Origin of the sequence: Hydrogenophaga taeniospiralis CCUG 15921, assembly GCF_001592305.1 — a bacterium.
Taxonomy (GTDB): Bacteria; Pseudomonadota; Gammaproteobacteria; order Burkholderiales; family Burkholderiaceae_C; genus Hydrogenophaga; species Hydrogenophaga taeniospiralis.
The window spans coordinates 352410-372455 of record NZ_BCWR01000006.1 but is presented as its reverse complement, the minus strand read 5'-3'; the positions used below and the strand labels follow the sequence as shown (position 1 = coordinate 372455).

The 20046-nt window shown below is 67.2% G+C and carries 24 protein-coding genes; 15 read left to right on the top strand and 9 right to left on the bottom strand.

All coding sequences use genetic code 11. The annotated features are described in order from the left end of the window. Nucleotides 1-21 precede the first annotated feature (21 nt). The gene (locus tag HTA01S_RS10755) at nucleotides 22-885 is read right to left on the bottom strand and encodes a cysteine hydrolase family protein (RefSeq protein WP_068170637.1); all 864 of its coding nucleotides are present in this window, start codon (nucleotides 883-885) and stop codon (nucleotides 22-24) included. 120 nt (nucleotides 886-1005) lie between these two features. Between HTA01S_RS10755 and HTA01S_RS10750 the strand changes: the two genes are divergently transcribed. Beyond that, the gene (locus HTA01S_RS10750; RefSeq protein ID WP_068170634.1) at nucleotides 1006-1725 is read left to right on the top strand and encodes an NUDIX hydrolase; all 720 of its coding nucleotides are present in this window, start codon (nucleotides 1006-1008) and stop codon (nucleotides 1723-1725) included. On the opposite strand, the gene HTA01S_RS26165 is transcribed toward HTA01S_RS10750, so the two are convergent. Beyond that, a complete protein-coding gene (locus tag HTA01S_RS26165; RefSeq protein WP_279338444.1) occupies nucleotides 1709-1837 on the bottom strand; it encodes a hypothetical protein in 129 nt (42 codons plus the stop codon). The genes HTA01S_RS10750 and HTA01S_RS26165 overlap by 17 nt on opposite strands. An 82-nt stretch (nucleotides 1838-1919) precedes the next feature. Between HTA01S_RS26165 and HTA01S_RS10745 the strand changes: the two genes are divergently transcribed. The 3 genes from HTA01S_RS10745 to HTA01S_RS10730 all read left to right on the top strand — a co-directional run bounded on the left by HTA01S_RS10745 (nucleotide 1920) and on the right by HTA01S_RS10730 (nucleotide 4981). Continuing rightward, entirely contained in the window at nucleotides 1920-2153 is a 234-nt protein-coding gene (locus HTA01S_RS10745; RefSeq protein WP_068170850.1) for an ATP-binding protein, read from the top strand. A 126-nt stretch (nucleotides 2154-2279) separates the two neighbouring features. Further along, nucleotides 2280-2945, top strand: coding sequence for a nitroreductase family protein (locus tag HTA01S_RS10740; RefSeq protein WP_068170631.1), 666 nt, complete (start codon nucleotides 2280-2282; stop codon nucleotides 2943-2945). 887 nt (nucleotides 2946-3832) lie between these two features. Further along, nucleotides 3833-4981: an acyltransferase family protein gene (locus tag HTA01S_RS10730; protein ID WP_169804766.1), complete on the top strand. Its 1149-nt coding sequence runs from the start codon at nucleotides 3833-3835 to the stop codon at nucleotides 4979-4981. A gap of 236 nt (nucleotides 4982-5217) precedes the next feature. On the opposite strand, the gene HTA01S_RS10725 is transcribed toward HTA01S_RS10730, so the two are convergent. Then, nucleotides 5218-5841 carry a YitT family protein gene (locus tag HTA01S_RS10725; RefSeq protein ID WP_068170846.1) on the bottom strand — a complete coding sequence of 208 codons (624 nt, stop codon included), beginning with the start codon at nucleotides 5839-5841 and terminating at the stop codon, nucleotides 5218-5220. A gap of 181 nt (nucleotides 5842-6022) precedes the next feature. On the opposite strand from HTA01S_RS10725, the gene HTA01S_RS10720 reads away from it, so the two are divergent. From HTA01S_RS10720 to HTA01S_RS10700, 5 genes are all read left to right on the top strand, one after another. Then, nucleotides 6023-6376 (top strand): zinc ribbon domain-containing protein YjdM, encoded by a 354-nt coding sequence (locus tag HTA01S_RS10720; protein ID WP_068170623.1) that lies wholly within the window; start codon nucleotides 6023-6025, stop codon nucleotides 6374-6376. Between the two features lie 13 nt (nucleotides 6377-6389). Beyond that, on the top strand, nucleotides 6390-7007 hold the full coding sequence (locus tag HTA01S_RS10715; protein ID WP_068170621.1) for a 3'-5' exonuclease: 618 nt from the start codon (nucleotides 6390-6392) through the stop codon (nucleotides 7005-7007). A gap of 51 nt (nucleotides 7008-7058) precedes the next feature. Then, nucleotides 7059-7529 (top strand): C40 family peptidase, encoded by a 471-nt coding sequence (locus HTA01S_RS10710; RefSeq protein WP_068170619.1) that lies wholly within the window; start codon nucleotides 7059-7061, stop codon nucleotides 7527-7529. A gap of 37 nt (nucleotides 7530-7566) precedes the next feature. Further along, a complete protein-coding gene (locus HTA01S_RS10705; RefSeq protein WP_068170617.1) occupies nucleotides 7567-8676 on the top strand; it encodes a 3-deoxy-7-phosphoheptulonate synthase in 1110 nt (369 codons plus the stop codon). A gap of 158 nt (nucleotides 8677-8834) precedes the next feature. Beyond that, nucleotides 8835-9638, top strand: a complete 804-nt coding sequence (locus tag HTA01S_RS10700; RefSeq protein WP_068170615.1) for an SDR family NAD(P)-dependent oxidoreductase — start codon at nucleotides 8835-8837, stop codon at nucleotides 9636-9638. Between the two features lie 40 nt (nucleotides 9639-9678). Here the strand turns inward: HTA01S_RS10700 and infA are convergent, their stop codons facing one another. The 3 genes from infA to HTA01S_RS10685 all read right to left on the bottom strand — a co-directional run bounded on the left by infA (nucleotide 9679) and on the right by HTA01S_RS10685 (nucleotide 12357). Further along, the gene (gene infA, locus HTA01S_RS10695) at nucleotides 9679-9933 is read right to left on the bottom strand and encodes a translation initiation factor IF-1 (RefSeq protein ID WP_056265133.1); all 255 of its coding nucleotides are present in this window, start codon (nucleotides 9931-9933) and stop codon (nucleotides 9679-9681) included. Nucleotides 9934-9949: 16 nt separating this feature from the next. After that, complete coding sequence (locus HTA01S_RS10690; protein ID WP_157572054.1) at nucleotides 9950-10261, bottom strand: hypothetical protein; 312 nt, start codon at nucleotides 10259-10261, stop codon at nucleotides 9950-9952. 395 nt (nucleotides 10262-10656) lie between these two features. After that, a complete protein-coding gene (locus HTA01S_RS10685; RefSeq protein WP_068170611.1) occupies nucleotides 10657-12357 on the bottom strand; it encodes an ABC1 kinase family protein in 1701 nt (566 codons plus the stop codon). Between the two features lie 131 nt (nucleotides 12358-12488). Between HTA01S_RS10685 and HTA01S_RS10680 the strand changes: the two genes are divergently transcribed. From HTA01S_RS10680 to HTA01S_RS10655, 6 genes are read left to right on the top strand one after another with little or no spacing between them, the layout of a single operon-like run. Next, a complete protein-coding gene (locus HTA01S_RS10680; RefSeq protein ID WP_068170842.1) occupies nucleotides 12489-13220 on the top strand; it encodes a GntR family transcriptional regulator in 732 nt (243 codons plus the stop codon). Further along, nucleotides 13217-14140: a dihydrodipicolinate synthase family protein gene (locus tag HTA01S_RS10675; protein WP_068170609.1), complete on the top strand. Its 924-nt coding sequence runs from the start codon at nucleotides 13217-13219 to the stop codon at nucleotides 14138-14140. Before HTA01S_RS10680 ends, HTA01S_RS10675 begins: the two co-directional genes overlap by 4 nt. Before the next feature lie 39 nt (nucleotides 14141-14179). Continuing rightward, a complete protein-coding gene (locus HTA01S_RS10670) occupies nucleotides 14180-15187 on the top strand; it encodes a sialic acid TRAP transporter substrate-binding protein SiaP (protein WP_068170607.1) in 1008 nt (335 codons plus the stop codon). A 6-nt stretch (nucleotides 15188-15193) separates the two neighbouring features. Beyond that, nucleotides 15194-15661: a TRAP transporter small permease gene (locus HTA01S_RS10665; protein WP_068170604.1), complete on the top strand. Its 468-nt coding sequence runs from the start codon at nucleotides 15194-15196 to the stop codon at nucleotides 15659-15661. Then, the gene (locus tag HTA01S_RS10660) at nucleotides 15658-16956 is read left to right on the top strand and encodes a TRAP transporter large permease (RefSeq protein WP_068170603.1); all 1299 of its coding nucleotides are present in this window, start codon (nucleotides 15658-15660) and stop codon (nucleotides 16954-16956) included. Before HTA01S_RS10665 ends, HTA01S_RS10660 begins: the two co-directional genes overlap by 4 nt. Beyond that, on the top strand, nucleotides 16953-17870 hold the full coding sequence (locus HTA01S_RS10655; protein WP_068170600.1) for a ribokinase: 918 nt from the start codon (nucleotides 16953-16955) through the stop codon (nucleotides 17868-17870). The genes HTA01S_RS10660 and HTA01S_RS10655 overlap by 4 nt, the downstream gene beginning before the upstream one ends. 22 nt (nucleotides 17871-17892) lie before the next feature. Here HTA01S_RS10655 and minE read toward each other — a convergent pair whose 3' ends face one another. The 3 genes from minE to minC all read right to left on the bottom strand — a co-directional run bounded on the left by minE (nucleotide 17893) and on the right by minC (nucleotide 19860). Next, nucleotides 17893-18153 (bottom strand): cell division topological specificity factor MinE, encoded by a 261-nt coding sequence (minE, locus tag HTA01S_RS10650; protein ID WP_068170598.1) that lies wholly within the window; start codon nucleotides 18151-18153, stop codon nucleotides 17893-17895. A gap of 2 nt (nucleotides 18154-18155) precedes the next feature. Further along, nucleotides 18156-18971 carry a septum site-determining protein MinD gene (minD, locus tag HTA01S_RS10645; protein ID WP_068170594.1) on the bottom strand — a complete coding sequence of 272 codons (816 nt, stop codon included), beginning with the start codon at nucleotides 18969-18971 and terminating at the stop codon, nucleotides 18156-18158. Nucleotides 18972-19095: 124 nt separating this feature from the next. Next, on the bottom strand, nucleotides 19096-19860 hold the full coding sequence (gene minC / locus HTA01S_RS10640) for a septum site-determining protein MinC (RefSeq protein ID WP_068170591.1): 765 nt from the start codon (nucleotides 19858-19860) through the stop codon (nucleotides 19096-19098). Nucleotides 19861-20046: the final 186 nt, after the last annotated feature.

The window sequence follows — 20046 nt, the reverse complement described above, 5'->3', positions numbered from 1 at the left end:
GGGCTCCGGTGTTCGGTGCGTTCAGGCGTTGGCCAGAAGCAGGGGAAGGACGTCGGCGCAGGTGGCGCTGCGGGCGCCCTGGCGCCGCATGTCGTCGAGGAAGGCCTGGGCCTGCGCTTCGAAGCCGGCCACCGGGCTCATGGCGTCGCTGACCAGCAGCAGCTTGCCCAGTTCGCGGGAAGGCAGGTATTGCGCGATGTGCTCGGTGGTGGCCTTGACACAGTGGCTGCTGGCTTCGCCCGCGATGACGATGAGATCGGCCCCGTCCAGTTGCGTGATGAGATCGCGGTTGAGCTGGGTGTCGGGGTCGGCGACGTCGGGCACCTCGGCCTGCAGGGCGCTGTAGTGTTCGGTCCTGGGGTTGGTTCCCTTGATGACCTTCTGCACCACGCCCAGGCACTGGTCTTCCCAGCGGTTGTAGGCGGCCCTCACGGCGGGGTGCACGTTGTGGCCCCAGCTACCGATCTCGCAGTGCACCGGCCACACCATGAGCGTGTAGCGGCCGGCCCGCTCCAGCGCGTCGAGGTAGGCCAGGGTGCGCGGGAGCGCGGCGGGGTCGCGCGGCGCGTAGCTGCCGGCGCGCACCTGTGCGGCGGTGATGGCGGTGAAGGGGCTCACCGCTTCGCCCGCACCGGTCCGCCAGAAGGTGGGATGGGCGATGTCGTAGCGCTGGTGCGAATCGAGCGTGACGATGATGCTGGAGATCCCTGCACCACCCGCGTCAATGAGTGTCGCCAGGCGTTGCATGTCGGCGTGCGCGCCGCTCACGGGCAGCGCGGGAGCCGCCAGGGCATTGCGCACCGGGTCGGGCGCGCGCCAGGCCTCGGGGAGGTCGCAGAAGTCGTTCTGCGGGTCGATGATCAACAGGGTGATCTGGCGGTTCATGGGGTCCTCCTGGGTTGATGGTAGGGGAAAGGGTTGGGTGAATGCGTGTTGTGGTTTATGAGTTGCACTGTGCAACTTTCATGGGTTGTATAGTACAACTCAATCAAGGGGTGTCAAGACATGTCCAACCCGCGTGTGGTTTTCAAGGCAACGGATTTCGAGCGGCCTCTGGTCACGGTCGACGTGGTCATCTTCACGGTGATGGCCGATCAACTCCGCGTGCTGCTGGTGCGCCGACCCGAGGGCGACGGCGAGCCCTTCCCGGCGCGCTGGGCCTTGCCCGGCGGCTTCGTGGACGTGGACCGCGACGCCTCGCTGCTGGCCTGCGCCGAGCGCAAGCTGCGCGACAAGACCGGCGTGGCAGCGCCCTACCTGGAGCAACTGGGCAGCTGGGGCGACGCGCGGCGCGACCCACGCGGCTGGTCCACCACCCATGCCTACTTTTCGCTGATCCCGAAACCCGAGGCGGTCGACGACAACGCCACCACCATCACCGAGTGGCTGCCCTGCGACCAGGCCGCGCGCCGTCGCCTGGCCTTTGACCACAACACCATCCTGGGTGCCGCCATCGAGCGCCTGCGCAGCAAGGTGGAATACACCTCGCTGCCCGCCTTCCTGTTGCCCGAGCCCTTCACACTGCCGCAGCTGCAGCGGGTGTACGAGGTGGTGCTGGGCCGGCCGCTGGACAAGAGCGCGTTTCGCAAGCGCATGCTGGATGCGGACTACCTGGAAGAGGCCGGCATGGTCACCGGCGACCACGGCCGTGCGGCCATGGGCTACCGCCTGCGCGGGCGGGACCACCCCACGGTGTTCCCGCGCAGCTTCAAGTCGGGGGAGTGAGCAGGGCCGCCAGCGTGGTCTTGCCCACCTGGCGCGGACCGAACAGCACCACGGCCGGCACGACGGCGCCAAGGCGCTGGCGCAGGGTGCATTCGATGTGGCGCTCAATCACTGCCGAAGATCACACACCAGACGTTCGATTTGCGGCGATAAACCGGCGACGCACTCCCGCGCTGTGGCCCACAATGCGCCGCATGGCTACCGCCCCCAAGGCCCTGCCGGCCATCGATCTCGCTCGCTGCACGGGCTGCGGCTGGTGCGTGGCGGCGTGCCCGCCGCATGTGCTGTCGCTGGCCGTGGAGAACTGGAAGAAGTCCGCTCACCTGCACGATGCGCCGGGCTGCACCGGCTGCGCGAAGTGCGCGCTGAAGTGCCCGTTTGACGCGATCGCGATGCGGCGTATACCCGATCCCGCCGGTTCGCGCTGAGCGCCCGCCATTCGGGGCGGCACCACGCTGTCTTCTGCGCGACAGTCGGCAACATTTGCTGCGATGCAGCAAGATGACGCGTCCGCCCACGCTGTGTCGGCGCCCCCCTCAAAAACGGAGAACCCCATGAGCGACCTGTCGTTACCCACCCACGCCCCCGTCCTGCTCGACAAGCTGCAATGGCGCTACGCCGCCAAAAAGATGGACGCCACCCGGGCCGTGCCGCAAGACAAGGTGGACCGCATCATCGAAGCCGCACGCCTGGCGCCCACCTCCAGCGGCCTGCAGCCGTACGAGATCATCGTCGTCACCAGCAAGGCCGTGCGCGAGCAGATCCAGCCCATCGCCTGGAACCAGGCGCAGATCACCGACGGCTCGCACCTGCTCGTGTTCGCCGCCTGGGACAACTACACGCCCGAGCGCATCAACCACATGTTCGACCTGACCAACGAGCAGCGCGGCGGCACCAACGAAGGCTGGGAAAACTACCGCCAGCTGCTGCTCAAGACCTACCCGCCGCGCGACGCCGAAGTGAACTTCCAGCACGCCGCGCGCCAGGCCTACATCGGCCTGGGCGCCGCCCTGATCGCCGCCGCTTTCGAAGAAGTGGACAGCACGCCCATGGAAGGCTTCGAACCGGCCAAGCTCGACGAGATCCTGAAGCTGCGCGAGCGCGGCCTGCGCAGCGTCGCGATCCTGCCGCTGGGCTACCGCGCCGACGAAGGCGACTGGCTGGTGAACCTGAAGAAAGTGCGCCGGCCACTGGAGCAGTTCGCGACCGAAGTGAAGTGATGTGACGCGGACGTCGTGGCTAGAAGAACAACGCTCTGGCGATGCGGGTTTTGCATTGGTACCACTGCCCGGCGTCCTGCTGAAACATGCGCCCGAACAGGTAGGTGTCATTGCGCTCCGAGATGGGCGGTTGAGATGCTGCGACCTGTTCCGCGGACAGCGGAACACACACCGGCCACAAAATGAACGCCCCGCCAACGAGTGCCGCGAAAGCACACAACAGAAGCGCCACACCCAAACGGCGGGAGCCTGTTGAATGCGAGGGCCGCATGGGAAAAGGCGGCTCGGTCATGCCGTGAACTCGGCGATGACCTCAATCGAGCCGACGATGCTCTCGTTGAGCGCCTCGAGTTCTTCCGGTCCGGTGGGTCGATACAGGGTCGTGAGATTCGTCATAGGTCGTCTTCGAGATGCCCAACGTGCAAGGCAGCTTCGGCCATTTGCTGGACACACGCCATTGTGATGCCATGGCGTTGCTCGAGAGACAGCGGGTGGTCTGGTCTGTGGCTTCCAGGGTAGTGGTGGGCCGCTCGCCAACGGCCATAGTTTGCAAATGGGTCTTGAGGTTCAGCTTGGTTGGCTCATACGGAAGCGCGCTCTGCAGCCAGCCGAAAATGGAAAGGACGGGTTCAAGTCTGAAGTGCAACACCTGTCACCGCGTAAGGTCCGCAGATGCAAAGCACCCCACCCAGGCGCCATCGGCAAAACCGTCCACCGTGATGGCAATCTGTTCGGTCTGATACGCTACTTTCTGGGCGATCTCATCAAGAGAGGGTCAACGCCAGCGCGATGGGCACGCTGTTGGAACAAACCAGCCGGCTGCTCACCTGCCACGACGCACTCTTTCCACCTCCACGCTTCAAGTCATGATTTCATGCAATGGGACTATGCAAGCAATGATTCTTGAAGATAAAAGTCCGGTTGGGCGATCACATGCGCTGGATGGTCTAAGAGGCTTTGCGGCAGCAGCCGTGGTTTTTTACCATGCAATCCTCCACAATGATCTTTCTTTAATCAATCGAGTTCTATATCCACCTCTTCAAGTTGCGTCAAACTTCCGCGATGCCTTGACCAAACTGGCACTCGTTCTATTGAACGGCGAGACGGCGGTGTATGTTTTTTTCGTATTGAGTGGTGCCGTTCTATGCCGGTCACTCGAACGGCGCAACGAAGAGCGGTGGCTGGTTACATGCATGGCATTTTCTGGTGCCAGAATTCTGCGCTTATACCCCCCACTGATCGCTTGTCTGGTGCTGTATTACGCCATGGGCATGATCGGCATCCCCGGCTATCCTCAATTTCAATTTTGGCAAGTCATCGAGAACGGTTTACTTCTGAAAATCTCCATGCACGGACCGAGCGCGACCATTCAGGCTGAAGTGTTGGTGATTCCGTTCGTTTTGGCCGCTTGGCTATTGCGCCGATACCTTGGCTTGCCCGGACTGGTCATGGCATTCATTTATGCAATGCTGGCGTTGGAGTTCTCTCGCTTGGCGTTCAACCTGCCGAATATGCACGCCTACCTGTTTGCCTTCATGGCAGGCATGCTAGCTTCAGAACCTCTATTGCGCCCTCTAATTCAACAAGCGCCGGCGTCATCATGGTGGCTGGCCCTTGTGGTTCTTATTTTTTGCCGGACGTTTCATCCGCATTCTTCGCTGATCGCGTTGGTATCCATGGGACTTTCAGCAGCCTTTCTTGTCGCGGGCCTTCTTTATGGCCAACGAGGCTCTCTTGCGGCGCTGCTGGAGGGGCGATGTGCACAGGCACTCGGTCGCATCAGTTTCAGCCTCTACTTACTAAACGTCCCGGTCCTCTATTTACTGTGGGCGTTTACCGACGCGATGACATGGACCAAAACATACGCACTGGAAGCGGGTTTGCTCGTGGGACTGATCTCGCTACTCCTGACCTGGCCCCTCGCCTGGATCAGCGAGCGGTGGATCGAGCGGCCGTCAGTTGCATGGGGGCGCAAGTTCTCAGCGACCGTTTTGGCCAGATTTGGAAGGCCATCTGCGGTGCCCGTTGCCACGTGAGTCTGTCGATGCTGATCAGCCAACATTCTTTAAAGCTTCTTTCTGGTTGCGCATCACACATTCAATGAGGGGCTGGCATTTGCCTCGGTGCTTACACACCACACGAACAGCGTGTTCGAGAACCTCAGGGGGAAAGCTATTGCGCTTTGCTCATGAAAAACAACCTCATGGAATGAAGTCGCGATTAGCGATCCCACTTTCAATCCAACGGGCCTCCGGACCAGCCAACAACCCGCTCAGACCCCCAGATACCGCCCCGGCCGGTGATTGAGCGCGAGGATGGCGCCGATGGCCACCGCGCCCACCACCGATTGCGCCACCTGGATGGGTGGCAACACCCAGAACGCCGCGAGCACGACGACCAGATCGACCGACATCTGCACCTTGCCGGCGCTCATGCCTTTGGCCTGCTGCAGCCATTGCGCGAGGATGTTGACGCCGCCCACACTGGCCTGGTGGCGCAGCAGGGCGAGCAGTCCAAAGCCGATCAGGAAGCCACCTAAAACCGAGGCGACCCAGGGGTTGAGCAGCTCGAAGCGCACCACCTTGGGCGCCAGCGTGGTGCAGGCGGACACGAGGGCGACGGCGCCGAAGCTCTTGAAGGTGAACACCGGGCCGAGGCGGACCCAGGAGAGCACGAAGAACGGCAGGCTGAACAGGAAGAAGAACAGGCCGAAGGCCAGGCCGCTGGCGTAGCTGGCGAGGAAGGCCACGCCCGCGACGCCGCCGGTGAGCAGGCCGGCGTGGCCGAACATGGTCATGCCCAGCGCGACGAAGAGCGAGCCGGCGATGAGCGCGTGGATGTCGTCGAACCAGGAGTGGGCGGTGGGGATGGGGGTGACGGGCGTGGCGGGGTCCATGCCGGAGAACAAGCACGAGGCGTGCCGCGCTGGCGGGGGTCGCCACGCTGCTCAAGGGCGCCACTGTGTTGGCCTGAACGGCTGGGCGCCCAAACGCCTCCATATGGGGGGGTGAAGTGGCGTTCTAAGATACCGGTTTTGCCCCCAAGCGCCAGAGCCCGGCTTCTGGCTCGACAACATCATGCCCCACACCGCCCCCGCCTGCCCGCAATGCGGCCTTGAAAACACCTACACCGACGGCGAGAACTTCGTCTGCCCCGACTGCGCCTTTGAGTGGCCGCTGGCCGAGGCCGCCGCCAGCGACGACGAGGCCGGCGACGGCGTGGTGAAAGACGCCAACGGCAACCCGCTGGCCGATGGCGACTCGGTGATCCTGATCAAGGACCTGAAGGTCAAGGGCTCGTCGAGCGTGCTCAAGAAGGGCAGCAAGATCAAGGGCATCCGCCTGGTGGATGGCGCCGACGGCCACAACGTGGACTGCAAGACCGAGCTGGGCAGCATGCTGCTGAAGTCGGAGTTCCTGAAGAAGGCCTGAGCGGCTTTCGCCCATGTCCCGCATCGCCGTCATCGACTTCGAGACCACCGGCATCTCGCCCGGCATGGGCGACCGCGCCACCGAGGTGGCCATTGTGCTCACCGAGCGTGGCCGGGTGGTCGACCGGTTCCAGAGCCTGATGAACGCCGGCGTGCGCATTCCGCCTTTCATCACCCAGCTCACCGGCATCACCAACGCCATGGTGGCCAGCGCGCCGCCGGCGGAGCGCGTGATGGCCGAGGCGGCGCGCTTCGTCGGCGAGGTGCCCATGGTGGCGCACAACGCCTCGTTCGACCGCCGCTACTGGGTGGCCGAGCTCGCGCGCGCCGGGCTGCCCGCGTGCCAGCCGTTTGCCTGCACGGTGCTGCTCTCGCGCCGACTCTACCCCGAAGCGCCGAGCCACAAGCTGGGCACGCTGGTGGACCACTTCCAGCTGCCCCGCACGGGCCAGGCGCACCGAGCCCTGGCCGACGCCGAAATGGCCCACGAGCTGCTGGGTCGCATCCAGCACGATCTGCGCGCGCGCCACGGCGTGGCCGAGCCCGACCACGCTTTCCTGATGGCGCTGCAGGCCTGCACGCGCGCGGCGTTACCGAAGTTTTTCCGGGCCCGCGCGGTGGCCACGACTTGAGATAAGCACCCCCGCCGCGCTTCGCGTGGCGATCCGCTACGCTTGACCCCCATGCGCCGTGTCCTGCCCTGCCTCGCCCTGACCACCACCCTGTTGCTCGCCGGCTGCGGCAGCGCGCCGCCAACCCGCGGGCCGGTCTACCGCGCGCTGTCGGCCGAGCAGTCGAGCGACATCGCCATCCATGCGCTGGGCCTGGTGGGCACGCCCTACCGCTACGGCGGCAACACACCGGAAGGTGGCTTCGACTGCAGCGGCCTGATCGGCTACGTGTACAAGAGCCGCGCCGGCGTCGCGCCGCCGCGCACGGTGGCCCAGCTGTCGGACTTCGGCCAGCCGGTGAGCAACCGCGATCTGCGCACCGGCGACCTGGTGATCTTTGGCAGCGGCCGGCCGTTCCACGCCGGCATCTACGTGGGCGAAGACCGCTTCGTGCACGCGCCGTCCACTGGCGGCACGGTGCGGCTGGACCGTTTGAATGGCAGTTACTGGGTACGTCAGCGCACCGCTTTCCGCCGCCCTTGAGATAACCCCCCCAGCGGCCACGCGACAATACCGGGCTATGACCACGCACGCCCTCCGCTCCGCCACCCCGCTGTCCACCCACGACACCACCCGCATCGACGACCTGCGCATCGGCGCGGTGCGCCCGCTCATCACGCCCGCGCTGCTGCAGGAATGGCTGCCCACGCCGCCCGAGGCGCTGGCGCTGGTGGAGAGCAGTCGCGCCGCGCTCTCGCGCGTGCTGCACGGGCAGGACGACCGGCTGATCGTGGTGGTGGGGCCGTGCTCCATCCACGACCACGACCAGGCGCTGGCCTATGCGCGCCTGCTCAAGGCGCAGGCCGATGCCCTGGCCGACGACCTGCTGATCGTCATGCGCGTGTACTTCGAAAAACCGCGCACCACCGTGGGCTGGAAAGGCTACATCAACGACCCGCACCTGGACGGCAGCTTCGCCATCAACGAAGGCCTGGAGCTGGCGCGCCAGCTGCTGCTGGACGTGCTGGCCATCGGCCTGCCGGTGGGCACCGAGTTCCTGGACCTGCTCTCGCCGCAGTTCATTTCGGACCTCGTGAGCTGGGGCGCCATCGGAGCGCGCACCACCGAGAGCCAGAGCCACCGCCAGCTCGCCAGCGGCCTGTCGTGCCCGGTGGGTTTTAAGAACGGCACCGACGGCGGCATCAAGGTGGCGAGCGATGCCATCCAGGCTGCGCAGGCACCGCACGCCTTCATGGGCATGACCAAGATGGGCCAGGCCGCGATCTTCGAGACGCGCGGCAACGCCGACTGCCACGTGATCCTGCGCGGCGGCAAGGCGCCCAACTATTCCAAGGCCGACGTGGACGCTGCCTGCGCGCTGCTCAAGGCGGCCGGCCTGCGCGAGCAGGTGATGACCGACGTGTCGCACGCCAACAGCAGCAAGCAGCACCGCAAGCAGATCGAGGTGGCGGCCGACGTGGCGCAGCAGATCGCGGCGGGCGACGCGCGCATCACCGGCGTGATGATCGAGAGCCATCTGCAAGAAGGCCGACAGGACATCGTGCCCGGCCAGCCGCTGCAGCACGGCGTGAGCGTGACGGACGCCTGCATCAGCTTCGAGCAGACCGTGCCGGTGCTGCAAGGCCTGGCCGCGGCGGTACGGGCGCGGCGGGCCAAGCGCCAGGGCTGATGAGGGGCCAATAAGGGGCTGAACGGCCAGGGCGGGCCGGCGCCGCCCGGTGTCAGGCTCGACAGGGGAGGGCGCAGCGCTCGCGCGGGAGGTGGATAGAGTGGCGGCGGCCTGGCGCCAGGCCGGGCCCTTGTCCACCCACCTCACAGGAGCGTTGAATGTCCCAGTTCGATTTGAAGGGCCGCAAGGCCCTGGTCACCGGCGGTGCCCGGGGCCTGGGCGCCGGCATGGCGCAGGCCCTGGCCGAAGCGGGCGCCGCGGTGATGATCGGCGACCTGCTGGAAGAGCAGGGCCGGGAAACCGCCCGTGCCATCAAGGCCACCGGCGGCCAGGCCGCGTTCGTTCATCTGGACGTGAGCGACGAAGCCCATTGGCTGGCCGCCGTGAGCGCCACGCACGCGGCGTTCGGGGGCTTTGACATCCTGATCAACAACGCCGGTATCGAGGTCACCGCCCTGGTGACCGAGATCGACCCCGATGCGCTGCGCCGCATGCTCGACGTGAACATCGTCGGCACCGCGCTCGGCATGAAGCACGCATTTCGCGCCATGCGCCCCGGCGGCCTGGCCGGGCAGGGTGGTGTGGTGGTCAATGTGTCGTCGGTGGCGTCCACCATCGCGTTTCCCGCCATTGCCGGCTACTCGGCCACCAAGTCCGCCGTGGACCGGCTCACTCGCGTGGGTGCCATGGAGGCCGGCAAACTGGGCTACGGGGTGCGCGTGAACTGCATCTACCCCGGCCTCGTGCCCACCGACATGGGCATGAAGCTCGCCAGTGACGTGGTGAGCGCGGGGCTGTTCGAATCGCCCGATGCGGCCGTGCTGGCCATCGTGGAGCAAACCCCGCTGGGCCGCCTGGGCACGGTGAGCGACATGGCCGACGCGGTGGTCTTCCTGTGCTCCGACGCCTCGCGCTTCATCACGGGCGCGGGCCTGCCGGTAGACGGCGGCATGGGCATGTGAGGCCAGGCCGGGCACGGGGCCCGGCCGGTGGCCCCGGTGCTCAGCGCGGCTTGCGCGGCACCATCGGGCCGCGGCCCTCGATGTGGCGGAAATTGATCCGGCCCTTGGTCAGGTCGTAGGGCGAGAGTTCGAGAGACACCCGATCACCCGCAAGGATGCGGATGTGGTTCTTCTTCATCTTGCCGGCGGAGTAGGCAATCAGCTGGTGACCGTTGTCCAGCGTCACGCGAAAGCGCGTGTCGGGCAGCACCTCGTTGACGATGCCCATCATGTCGATCAGTTCTTCCTTGGCCATGTGAGGCTCCTTTGCTTCAAATACAGATCTGGGGAGACGGCAGCATCGTCACCGAGGCGGACGGGCGCACGCAAGCGCGCAACGCGTCGTTCACCCAGTCGATGCCTTGCGCCACGGCGTAATGCGCCGCTGCGTCGTGTGTGGGGAAATCATCGTGGAAGCGCATGACACGGTCGGTGCTGGCGCTGCCCGAGCCGCTGGCGATGGACACCTGGGCGGCAAAACGGCCGCACGGCAGCGGCCGGGGGCAAGCCGCGATGCGGTACTTGCCCAGGGTGAGAGGAGACAGTCTCTTCGTTGTTGTGGTCGTGGAAATCGTATGAATCATCAAAAACATCAAAGGGCGGAACGCCGCGGTCTCGTGGACCGCACAGCAGGAAAACGCCCGAAAAACACATTGGCAGCCCCAAGCGCCGGGGTGCCCGACTGAATCACCCGGCGCCGGCCCGGTGTCGGGAACACCAGCCAGAACCGGAGCACGAGCCACGGCAGGGGCATCGGCAACAGCAGGGAGAAGATTGCGACGGCGCCGACCTGGAAAGGGTTCGGGGCTGGCGCGGCTCGCGATGGAGGGGCTGGACCAGCGGCCCCTCTGCCGGGGGCGGTGCGTCAAGGTCGTGAAACCCAGACGCGGCTGGTCGCCCAAGGCGAACCAGTTAATGTACCACGATGTGGAAAAACGTGCACGTGTGAAGCATCGCCATTGCCCCCTGCCGTGCTCGCTCAGTCCTCCCCCACATCCCGCCCCTTGCTGCTGCGCCAGATCGCGCGCACCAGCCACAGGCCGCCCACGAAGGCGCTGGCGAAGCCGATGAAGCCGAAGGCGGGCAGGCCGAACAGGGTGGGGCCGCCTTTGACGGTCATGACGATGGACGAGCCGATGATGAGCGCGGCGATCACCAGCGCCATGGTGAGGCGGTTGGCGGCGCGGTCGATCTGGTCGCCCACGCGCTTGAGGTGCGCGAGTTCGATGCCCACGTGCACCCGGCCGCGGCGCGCGTTGCGCAGCAGGCGCGAGACGTCGTGCGGCAGCTGTTCGGCCACGGCGAGCGTGCGGCGCAGGGTCTGCCAGGCGCGGTTGGCCACCACCTTGGGCCGGTAACGCGCGCGCAGCACCTGGCGCAGCATGGGCAGGGCTTCGGTGGTCATGTGAAAGGCCGGGTCGAGGCTGCGGCCCATGCCTTCGAGCGTGATGAAAGCCTTGATGAGCAGGGCCATGTCGGTGGGCAGGCCCAGGTGGTGTTCGCGCAGGATGGTGGTGACGTCGGCCAGCATCTGGCCCAGGTTGAGCTGGGCCAGCGGGGTGCCGTGGTACTGGTCGACGAAGGTCTCGATCTCGGTTTCGAGCAGCGAGAGGTTGACGCCGTGTTCGTCGCCGGTCCAGTCGAGCAGCACGTCGGCCACGGTCTGGGGGTTGCGTTCGACCAGGCCGAGCAGCAGGTTCAGCAGCTCCTCGCGGCGGCGCTGCGAGAGGCGCCCGACCATGCCGAAGTCGATGAAGGCGATGCGGTTGCCTTCCAGATAGAACACGTTGCCGGGGTGTGGGTCGGCGTGGAAGAAGCCGTCCTGCACGATCATCTTGAGCACGGCCTGCGCGCCGCGCCGGGCCAGCAGGTTGCGGTCGTAGCCGTTGGTTTCCAGCAGGGCGATCTGGTTGCCGGGCACGCCGCCCACGTAGTCCTGCACGTTGACGCGCTCTTTGGTGTGGGCCCAGTGCACCCGGGGCACCACGATCCAGGGCAGGCTGGTCAGGTTGTTGGCGATGCGCTCGGCGCTGCGGCACTCGCTGGCCAGGTCCAGCTCGCGCCGGAGCGAACGGGCGAGCTCACGCACCAGCTGCTGCGGGCGGTAGGGTTTGAGCGCGGGCAGTTCGGCCTCGGCCAGCACGGCCAGGCGCGCGAGCAGGCGCAGGTCGGCTTCGATGGTGTCGGTGATGCCGGGGCGGCGGATCTTGACGATGACTTCGGTGCCGTCGTGCAGCTGGGCGCGGTGCACCTGCGCGATCGACGCGGCGGCCAGCGGCTCCACGTCGAAGCGGGCAAAAACGACCTCGGGCTCGTCGCCCAGGTCTTCACGCAGCTGGGGCCGCAGCTCGTCCAGCGGCACGGCCGGCACCTGGCTGTGCAGTTTTTCGAATTCGGCGATCCAGTCGGGGCCAAACAGGTCGGCGCGCCCGGCCAGGATCTGGCCGAGCTTGACGAAGGTGGGGCCGAGTTCTTCCAGCGCCAGGCGCACCTGCACCGGCGGTTCCAGGCGCGCGAGGTCGGCGGCGTGGTTCCACTTCAGGGCGTGACCAGCGCGCTCGAGCCGGTCGGCCAGGCCGAGACGGCGCACGCTGTCGCCGAAGCCGTGGCGGATGAGCACGCCCAGGATGGTGTTGAGGCGGCCCATGTCTCGGGCAGCGCCCAGGGTTTCGATCAGCATGGGGCCATCATAGACAGGCCGGGGCCTGCCGGGCGGGCCAGCACTGCGCCCGGCGGGCTTCAGGGTTTCCACCAGTGAACGGCTACCTGTTGTCGAACTAACATGTTAGTGAGCAACCAGTGAACATCCGCATGCTTTCGCACCAGCCACCACCGCCCACGGCCGCCGTGCGTGCGCCCAACCTGCGGGCGCAGGCCTATGAAAACTTCCGCCAGCAGATCATGCGGGCGCAGATCCGGCCCGGCCAGTTCATCTCGCAGCGCGAGCTGATGCAGCTGCTGGCCATGCCCCTGGGCGCGGTGCGCGAACTGATCCCGCGCCTGGAGGCCGAGGGCCTGCTGCACACCGTGCCCCAGCGCGGGCTGCAGATCGCCAACGTGGACCTGAAACTGATCAAGAACGCCTTCGAGCTGCGCCTGCTGCTGGAGCGCGAGGCCGCGGTGCGATTTGCCACCAGCGCGAGCGACGCCGAGTTGGAACGCATCGAGGCCGAACACCTGTCCATCGTGCGCCGCGCGCGCGCCGGCCCCATCGACGAGGCCTTGCTGGCCGAGGCCACCCAGGTCGACTGGGGCCTGCACGAACACATGATCGACGCCCTGGGCAACGAGCTCATCTCCGAGGCCTACCGCATCAACAGCCTGCGCGTGCGCCTGATCAAGTTCGAGCACTCCAGCCTGGCGGCCGACATCCTGCTGGCCGCGATGGAGGAACACCTGTGGTTCATCGAAGCCCTGCGCCGGCGCGACGCCGCCGCTGTGGCCGAGCGCCTGGGCCACCACATCGAAAGCGCGCGCCGGCGCGTGCTGGGGCTGCCGCGCCCGGCGCTGCCCTGGTCATCCTCCCAACTGGACGCCCCATGACACCTGCCCACACCCTCGCCTTTCGCGGCATCTGGCCCGCGATGCTGACCCCACTGACCGCGTCGCTGGACATCGACCACGACGCCTTTGCCCGCCACGCCCTGGCGCTGCTGGACGCGGGCTGCGGAGGTGTGACCGCCTTCGGCACCACCGGCGAGGGCCCGTCGTTTTCGGTGGCCGAACGCATGGCCGCCGTCGAAGCGCTGGTGGCGCGCGGCGTGCCGGCGCAGCGGTTGATGGTCTCCACCAGCTGTGCGGCCGTCACCGACACGGTGGCGCTGACGAAACACGCGGTGGGGCTGGGGGTGCACGGCTGCCTGGTGCTGCCGCCCTTTTTCTTCAAGGGCGTGAGCGACCAGGGCATCGTCGACGCCTACCGCTGGCTGATCGACCGCGTGGCCGACCCGCGCCTGCGGCTGTACCTGTACCACATCCCCCAGGTGGCCGGCGTGGGCCTCTCGCACGGCGTCATCCGCAGCCTGCTGGCGCAGTACCCGGACACCATCGCCGGCATCAAGGACAGCGGCTGCGACCAGGTGCATTCGGTGGGCCTGGCCCAGGCCTTCATGCCCCCGATCACGGTCTACGTCGGGTTCGAGCCGGACCTGCCGGCGCTGGGCCGCCTGGGCAGCACCGGCGCGATCAGCGGGCTGGCCAACTTTGCACCGCGCCTGGTGCACCGGCTGGTGACACAGCCCGACGGGCCCGACGCCGGGCGCGACCTCGCGCGGGTCAAGGCCTTGCTCACCGTTTTCGATGGTTTTTCGCTCATGCCCGCGCTCAAGGGCGTGATGGCCGAACGCGAGGGCCACGCCGGCTGGCTGCGGGTGCGCCCGCCGCTGGTGGCCCTGTCGGCCACCGAACAGGCCGAACTGCGCCAGCGCCTGCAGGCCTTCGGCCTGGATGCGAGCCGCGACTGAGCCCCCTTTTCCTTCCACCCGCACCCCGAGGAGACACCCATGACCCCATCCATCTTGCGCCGCGGCCTGCTGGCCGCCACCGCCAGCGCCGTGCTGCTGGGCGGCACCGTGCTGAGCGCACAGGCCCAGACCCGGGTCCCGATGCGCATTTCCACCCCCGCCGTGGCCGACGACTGGCACGCCAGGATGTGGACCGTGTTCAAGGAATCGCTGGACAAGAGCGCGCCCGGTGAATTCGACGTGCAGATCAACCTCAACGCCTCGCTGTTCAAACAGGGCGCGGAGCCGGCCGCCATGGCGCGCGGCAACCTGGAACTGGCCACCATCTCGGCCTTCGACATCGCCAAGCTGGTGCCCGAGTTCTCCGTCTTCACCGCGGGCTATGTCATCCGCGATCCGGCGCACCAGCAGAAGGTGTTCAACGGCCCCATCGGCAACGAGCTGTTCAAGCTGGTGTCCGACAAGATGGACGTGACCGTGCTCTCCACCATCTACCTGGGCACGCGCCAGCTCAACCTGCGCGAGCCGCGCGCGGTGAAGACGCCGGCCGACCTCAAGGGCGTGAAACTGCGCATGCCCGGCAGCAAGGAGTGGCTGTTCCTGGGCGAGGCGCTGGGCGCCACCGCCACGCCGCTGGCCTTCGGCGAGGTCTACCTGGGCCTGAAGACCGGCACCATCGATGGCCAGGACAACCCGCTGCCCACGGTGCGCGCGGCCAAGTTCTACGAGGTGACCAAACAGCTGGTGCTCACCAGCCACCTGGTGGACGGCATCTTCCTGTCGCTGTCCAACAAGACCTGGAACGCGCTGAGCGCCGCGCAGAAGCAGAAGGTGCGCGACGCGGCGGCCGCGGCGGCGGCCTTCAACAATGAGAACCGCCTGAAGGAAGAGGCGCAGATCGTCGACTTCTTCAAGCAGCAGGGCCTGCAGGTCGTCACCCCCGACCTGGCCGCCTTCCGCAGCCACGTGCAGCAGACCTACCTGAAGTCCGACCTGGCCAAGACCTGGCCGGCCGGTCTGCTCGACCGCATCAACGCCACCCAGTAAGCGCGCATGCGACGCTGGCTGCAACGCGCCGCCGATGTCGTCGGGGCCACCCTCTTTGCCGCGCTGTTCGGTGTGTTCCTGGTGCAGATCACGGCGCGCTTCGGCTTCAACCGCCCCCTGCCCTGGACGGACGAGCTGGCGGTGATCCTCTACGTGTGGGTGATCCTGTGGGCCAGCGCCTTCATGGTCAAGGCCCGCGAACACGTGATGTTCGACCTGGCCTACAACAGCGTGGGGCCGCGCCAGCGCCGTGCCATGCGGGTGCTGGGCAGCACGATGCTGGCGGTGCTGGCCGCCGTGGCCATTCCCGGCAGCTGGGACTACATCCGGTTCATGGACCGCGAAGGCACGCCCGTGCTGGGCCTGTCCTTCATGTGGGTGTTCCTGCCCTTCGTGCTGATGCTGGCGGCGGTGGTGGTGCGCTACGGCTGGATCGCCTGGCGGGCCCTGCGCGGCGATGGAGACGACGCATGACCCTCGGACTCTGGACCCTGCTGCTGGTGCTGGCCCTGGGCCTGGTGCTGCGCGCCCCGATCGGCTTCACCATGCTGCTCAGTGGCGTGGCCTACCTGGCCGCCACGAAGCAGGACATGGGCCTGGCGGCCGAACAGGTGCTCAACGGCATGTACAACAGCTACGTGCTGCTGGCGGTGCCGCTGTTCATCCTGGCGGCCAACCTCATGAACGCGGGCACGGTGAGCGAGCGCATCTTCGATTTCTGCCGCATCCTGGTCGGGCGCATGCGCGGCGGCCTGGCCCAGGTGGACATCCTGGTCAGCGTGGTGTTCTCGGGCATGAGCGGCAGCGCCATCGCCGACGCGGCCGGCCCCGGCCTGGTGACCATCCGGCAGATGCTCAAGAAGCCCGAGTACGCGCCCGGTTTCGCCGGCGCCGTGGTGGTGGCCAGCGCCACCATCGGCCCCATCATTCCGCCCTCCATCCCGCTGGTGATCTACGCCCTGGTTTCGGGCACCTCGGTCGGAGCGTTGTTCCTGGGGGGTCTGCTCCCGGGCCTGCTGATGGCCGTGGTGCTGATGATCACGGTGCACATCATCGCCACCCGCCGCCACATGCCGCGCGACGAACCCGTGCCGCTGAAGGACTGGCCTTCGGTGCTGTGGCGCGGTGCGCTACCGCTGTCGCTGCCGGTGGTGCTGCTGGGCGGCATCTACAGCGGCGCCTTCACCCCCACCGAAGCCGCGGCGGTGGCCGCGCTGCACGCGCTGGTGCTCGCCGGACTGGTGTACCGCGCCCTGAGCTGGCGCAGCCTGTGGGGGGTGATGCTGGAGTCCACCCGCTCCAGCGCCGTGATCACGCTGATCATCGCGGGCGCCTTCATGCTGAACTACGCCTTCACCGCCGAAGGCGTGCCGCAGGCGCTGGCGCAGTGGGTGGCCGAGCAGTCGCTCAGCCAGGTGGCCTTCCTGCTGGTGGTGAACCTGGTGTTCCTGGTCCTGGGTTGTTTCCTCGACACCGCCGTCATGCTGCTGGTGTTCGTGCCCATGCTGCTGCCGGCGGTCAAGGCCGTGGGCGTGGACCTGGTGCACTTCGGGGTGCTGATCGTGGTCAACATGATGGTCGGCCTGATCACGCCGCCCTTTGGCATGCTGCTGTTCGTCACCAACGCGCTGACGCAGATTCCCATCAAGGACATGCTGCGCGAAGGCTGGCCCTTCCTGATCATGCTGCTGGGCCTGGTGCTGCTGCTGACGCTGTTTCCGCAGATCGTGCTGTGGTTGCCGCAATCCATGGGGTATGGACTGCCATGAGCGGCCGGGTCGTGCTCATCGCCAGCTGGAACGCCGACCTGACCTCCCACGCCGGGCGCCCGCCCGCGCGCGGCGAAACCCTGATGGGCCACGGCTTTTCCATCGGCCCCGGCGGCAAAGGCAGCAACGCCGCGGTGGCCGCGGCCCGCCAGGGGGCGCAGGTGCACATCGTGGCCCGCATCGGGCAGGACGCCTTCGGCGACATGGCCATGCAGCTGTGGCGGCACGAGGGCATTCACACCACCCACGTGCGGCAGGTGGCCGGCGAGAGCAGCGGCGTGGCGCAGATCCTGGTCTACCCCAATGGCGACAACAGCATCGTGGTCAGCCCCGGGGCCAACGCGGGCCTGGATGCCCGGCAGATCCAGGGCGCGGCGGCCACCATCGCGGCCAGCCGGGTGCTGGTGGCCTCGTTCGAGGTGCCGCTGGCGGCCACGCTGGAAGCCTTCCGCCTGGCGCGGGCCGCTGGGGTCACCACGGTGCTCAACCCCGCGCCGGCGCGTGCTCTGCCGGCCGAGCTGGCGGCGCTGGTGGACCTGCTCACACCCAATGAAACCGAACTCGCCACCCTCAGCGGCATCGAGGGGGACCGTGGGCGCGCGGCCCAGGCCCTGCTGGCCCAGGGCGTGGCCGCGGTGCTGGTGACTCTGGGTGCGCAGGGCGCGGCGCTCTACCGAAAGGGCCAGCCGGTGCACACCGTGCCCGGCCATTCGATGACGGTGAAGGACACGATCGGCGCCGGAGACACCTTCAACGGGGCGCTTGCGGCCGCGCTCGCGCGCGGTGAACCGCTGGAGCTGGCCCTGCGCTGGGCCAACGCGGCCGCGGCGCTGTCGGTGCGCGCCAGCGGCGCCATCGCGGGCATGCCCTCGCTGGCCGACACCGCGGCGGTGCTCCAGGAAGCACCTTCTTGAACACCGCTGTCCGGCGACGGCTTTACTTGCGGTCGGGCAGTTCGATCTTGACTTCGAGCACGTCCAGGTTGTCCTGGCGCTCCAGCATGACCTTGATGTCGTCCGGATTGATCTTGATGTATTTGCCGATCACGGCCACCAACTCGCGCTGCAAGGCGGGCAGGTAGTCGGGCTCGGAGGCATTGCGCCCGCTGCGCTCGTGCGCCAGGATGATCTGCAGCCGCTCCTTGGCGACGCTGGCGGTCTTCTTTTTCTCGCCCAGAAAGAAGGACAGGAAGGACATGCTCACTTCCTTCCGAACACGCGCTTGAAGAAGCCAGCCTTCTCGGCCTCGATGAAGCGCAGGGGTTTTTCGGCGCCCAGGAAGCGGTCGATCACGTCGCTATAGGCCTCGGCCACGTCGGTGCCCTTGAGGTGGATCGCGGGCGTGCCCTGGTTGGACGCGGTGAGCACGTTTTCGCTCTCGGGAATGACGCCGATGAGCTGGATGCGCAGGATGTCCTGGATGTCTTCCAGGCTGAGCATCTGGCCGTCGGCCACGCGCCCGGGGTTGTAGCGCGTGATCAGCAGGTGTTCCTTGACGGGATCCTTGCCTTCAATGGCGCGCTGCGTCTTGCTGCCCAGCATGCCCAGGATGCGGTCGGAATCGCGCACGCTGGAGACCTCGGGGTTGGTCACGATGAGCGCTTCGTCGGCGTAGTGCATGGCCATCAGGGCCCCGGTCTCGATGCCGGCGGGCGAGTCGCAGACGATGTATTCAAAGCCCATGGCGGCCAGATCGGTCAGCACCTTGTGCACGCCTTCCTGGCTCAGCGCGTCCTTGTCGCGGGTCTGGCTGGCGGCCAGCACGTACAGGTTGTCGCACTGCTTGTCCTTGATCAGCGCCTGGTTCAGGTTGGCCTCGCCCTGGATCACGTTGATCAGGTCGTACACCACGCGGCGCTCGCAGCCCATGATCAGGTCCAGGTTGCGCAGGCCGACGTCGAAATCGATCACGGCGGTCTTGTGGCCGCGCAGGGCCAGGCCGGTGGAAAAGCTGGCGCTGGTGGTGGTCTTGCCAACCCCGCCTTTGCCGGAGGTGACGACAACGATTTTGGTCATGGTGAGGGGTCTTTCAGGATCGGGGTGGAGACGGAAGGCAACAGGAGCGGGTGGGTGCCGGTATCAGAACGGCGGTGTGTTTCGGGCGTGCGGGGCGGGCATGGACGAAAGACCTTTCCGACGCTCAGACGGACAGTGGGTCGATCACGAGCTTGTCACCATCGGGGCCGGGCACCAGGCGCACCTGGGCCGGCTTGCCCTGGATGGCCTCGGGCAGGGCCACTTCGCTGGTGCGGTAGATGCCGGCGATGGAGATCAGCTCGGGCGCCATGGACAGGGCAAAGATGCGGGCGTCGACGTTGCCGCGCGCGCCGGCGATGGCCTTGCCGCGCAGCGGCGCGTACACGTGGATGTGACCGTCGGCGATCACCTCGGCACCGGGGTTGACCATGGCCATGACCACCAGGTCGCGGCCACGCGCGTAGACCTGCTGGCCCGAGCGCAGGGGTTTGTCGATGACCAGGGCACCGGGCGCTGGCTGTGGCTGGGCAACCGGTTCGGGCAGGGGTGCCGCCGCGGTGATGGGTGCGGCCGGCGCCGGGCGCTGCACGGTGGCCTCGGGCGCGGGCGTGAGGCCGGCGGCCAGGGCCAGGGCCATTTGTTCGTCGTTGCCGCCGCGCACGGCCAGCGGGTTCAGGCGGTACTGGCGCAACAGCGCGCACAGGGCCCCCACATCCAGCGCGGCGCCGGGCTCGAACACCTGCAGGGGAAACAGATCGACCACCAGAGGATCGTGGTCGAAGAAATCGGGCACGTCGCCAAAACGCTGGGCGAACTCCGCACTCAGGCGGGTGAGATCGGCGGATTTGAGCAGCAGGGCCACCAGTGGCAGGTTGGCGCTCTTGATCTCGAAGGTGGAGGGCGCGCTGGCGCTGAGGGTGGTGGACATGGGGCAGTACGGGGGCCGATCGGGGCCAGCCGCTGCCAGGCCCTATAAAGCGGGCAGTTTACCAGCCACCCCCCAGGCCCCCAAGAGGGGCGCGTGACCTCCTGTGAGAGCTGTCAGCACACGTGTTTTCACGCCACACGGCCCAGCCGCCCGGGCCATCGGACCGGCCCCGAACCGGGGACGCCG

Excerpts from the sequence above, each read along its gene's own strand:
- HTA01S_RS10740 (WP_068170631.1), top strand. The coding sequence starts at position 2,280 with ATGAGCGACCTGTCGTTACCCACCCACGCCCCCGTCCTGCTCGACAAG.
- HTA01S_RS10660 (WP_068170603.1), top strand. The coding sequence starts at position 15,658 with ATGACCCTCGGACTCTGGACCCTGCTGCTGGTGCTGGCCCTGGGCCTG.
- HTA01S_RS10700 (WP_068170615.1), top strand. The coding sequence starts at position 8,835 with ATGTCCCAGTTCGATTTGAAGGGCCGCAAGGCCCTGGTCACCGGCGGT.
- HTA01S_RS10685 (WP_068170611.1), bottom strand. The coding sequence starts at position 12,357 with ATGCTGATCGAAACCCTGGGCGCTGCCCGAGACATGGGCCGCCTCAAC.
- HTA01S_RS10690 (WP_157572054.1), bottom strand. The coding sequence starts at position 10,261 with ATGATTCATACGATTTCCACGACCACAACAACGAAGAGACTGTCTCCT.
- HTA01S_RS10720 (WP_068170623.1), top strand. The coding sequence starts at position 6,023 with ATGCCCCACACCGCCCCCGCCTGCCCGCAATGCGGCCTTGAAAACACC.
- HTA01S_RS10670 (WP_068170607.1), top strand. The coding sequence starts at position 14,180 with ATGACCCCATCCATCTTGCGCCGCGGCCTGCTGGCCGCCACCGCCAGC.
- HTA01S_RS10750 (WP_068170634.1), top strand. The coding sequence starts at position 1,006 with ATGTCCAACCCGCGTGTGGTTTTCAAGGCAACGGATTTCGAGCGGCCT.
- HTA01S_RS10755 (WP_068170637.1), bottom strand. The coding sequence starts at position 885 with ATGAACCGCCAGATCACCCTGTTGATCATCGACCCGCAGAACGACTTC.
- HTA01S_RS10710 (WP_068170619.1), top strand. The coding sequence starts at position 7,059 with ATGCGCCGTGTCCTGCCCTGCCTCGCCCTGACCACCACCCTGTTGCTC.
- HTA01S_RS10665 (WP_068170604.1), top strand. The coding sequence starts at position 15,194 with ATGCGACGCTGGCTGCAACGCGCCGCCGATGTCGTCGGGGCCACCCTC.
- minE (WP_068170598.1), bottom strand. The coding sequence starts at position 18,153 with ATGTCCTTCCTGTCCTTCTTTCTGGGCGAGAAAAAGAAGACCGCCAGC.
- HTA01S_RS10680 (WP_068170842.1), top strand. The coding sequence starts at position 12,489 with ATGCTTTCGCACCAGCCACCACCGCCCACGGCCGCCGTGCGTGCGCCC.
- infA (WP_056265133.1), bottom strand. The coding sequence starts at position 9,933 with ATGGCCAAGGAAGAACTGATCGACATGATGGGCATCGTCAACGAGGTG.
- HTA01S_RS10725 (WP_068170846.1), bottom strand. The coding sequence starts at position 5,841 with ATGGACCCCGCCACGCCCGTCACCCCCATCCCCACCGCCCACTCCTGG.
- HTA01S_RS10715 (WP_068170621.1), top strand. The coding sequence starts at position 6,390 with ATGTCCCGCATCGCCGTCATCGACTTCGAGACCACCGGCATCTCGCCC.
- HTA01S_RS10655 (WP_068170600.1), top strand. The coding sequence starts at position 16,953 with ATGAGCGGCCGGGTCGTGCTCATCGCCAGCTGGAACGCCGACCTGACC.
- minD (WP_068170594.1), bottom strand. The coding sequence starts at position 18,971 with ATGACCAAAATCGTTGTCGTCACCTCCGGCAAAGGCGGGGTTGGCAAG.
- HTA01S_RS10705 (WP_068170617.1), top strand. The coding sequence starts at position 7,567 with ATGACCACGCACGCCCTCCGCTCCGCCACCCCGCTGTCCACCCACGAC.
- HTA01S_RS10730 (WP_169804766.1), top strand. The coding sequence starts at position 3,833 with ATGCAAGCAATGATTCTTGAAGATAAAAGTCCGGTTGGGCGATCACAT.
- minC (WP_068170591.1), bottom strand. The coding sequence starts at position 19,860 with ATGTCCACCACCCTCAGCGCCAGCGCGCCCTCCACCTTCGAGATCAAG.
- HTA01S_RS10745 (WP_068170850.1), top strand. The coding sequence starts at position 1,920 with ATGGCTACCGCCCCCAAGGCCCTGCCGGCCATCGATCTCGCTCGCTGC.
- HTA01S_RS10675 (WP_068170609.1), top strand. The coding sequence starts at position 13,217 with ATGACACCTGCCCACACCCTCGCCTTTCGCGGCATCTGGCCCGCGATG.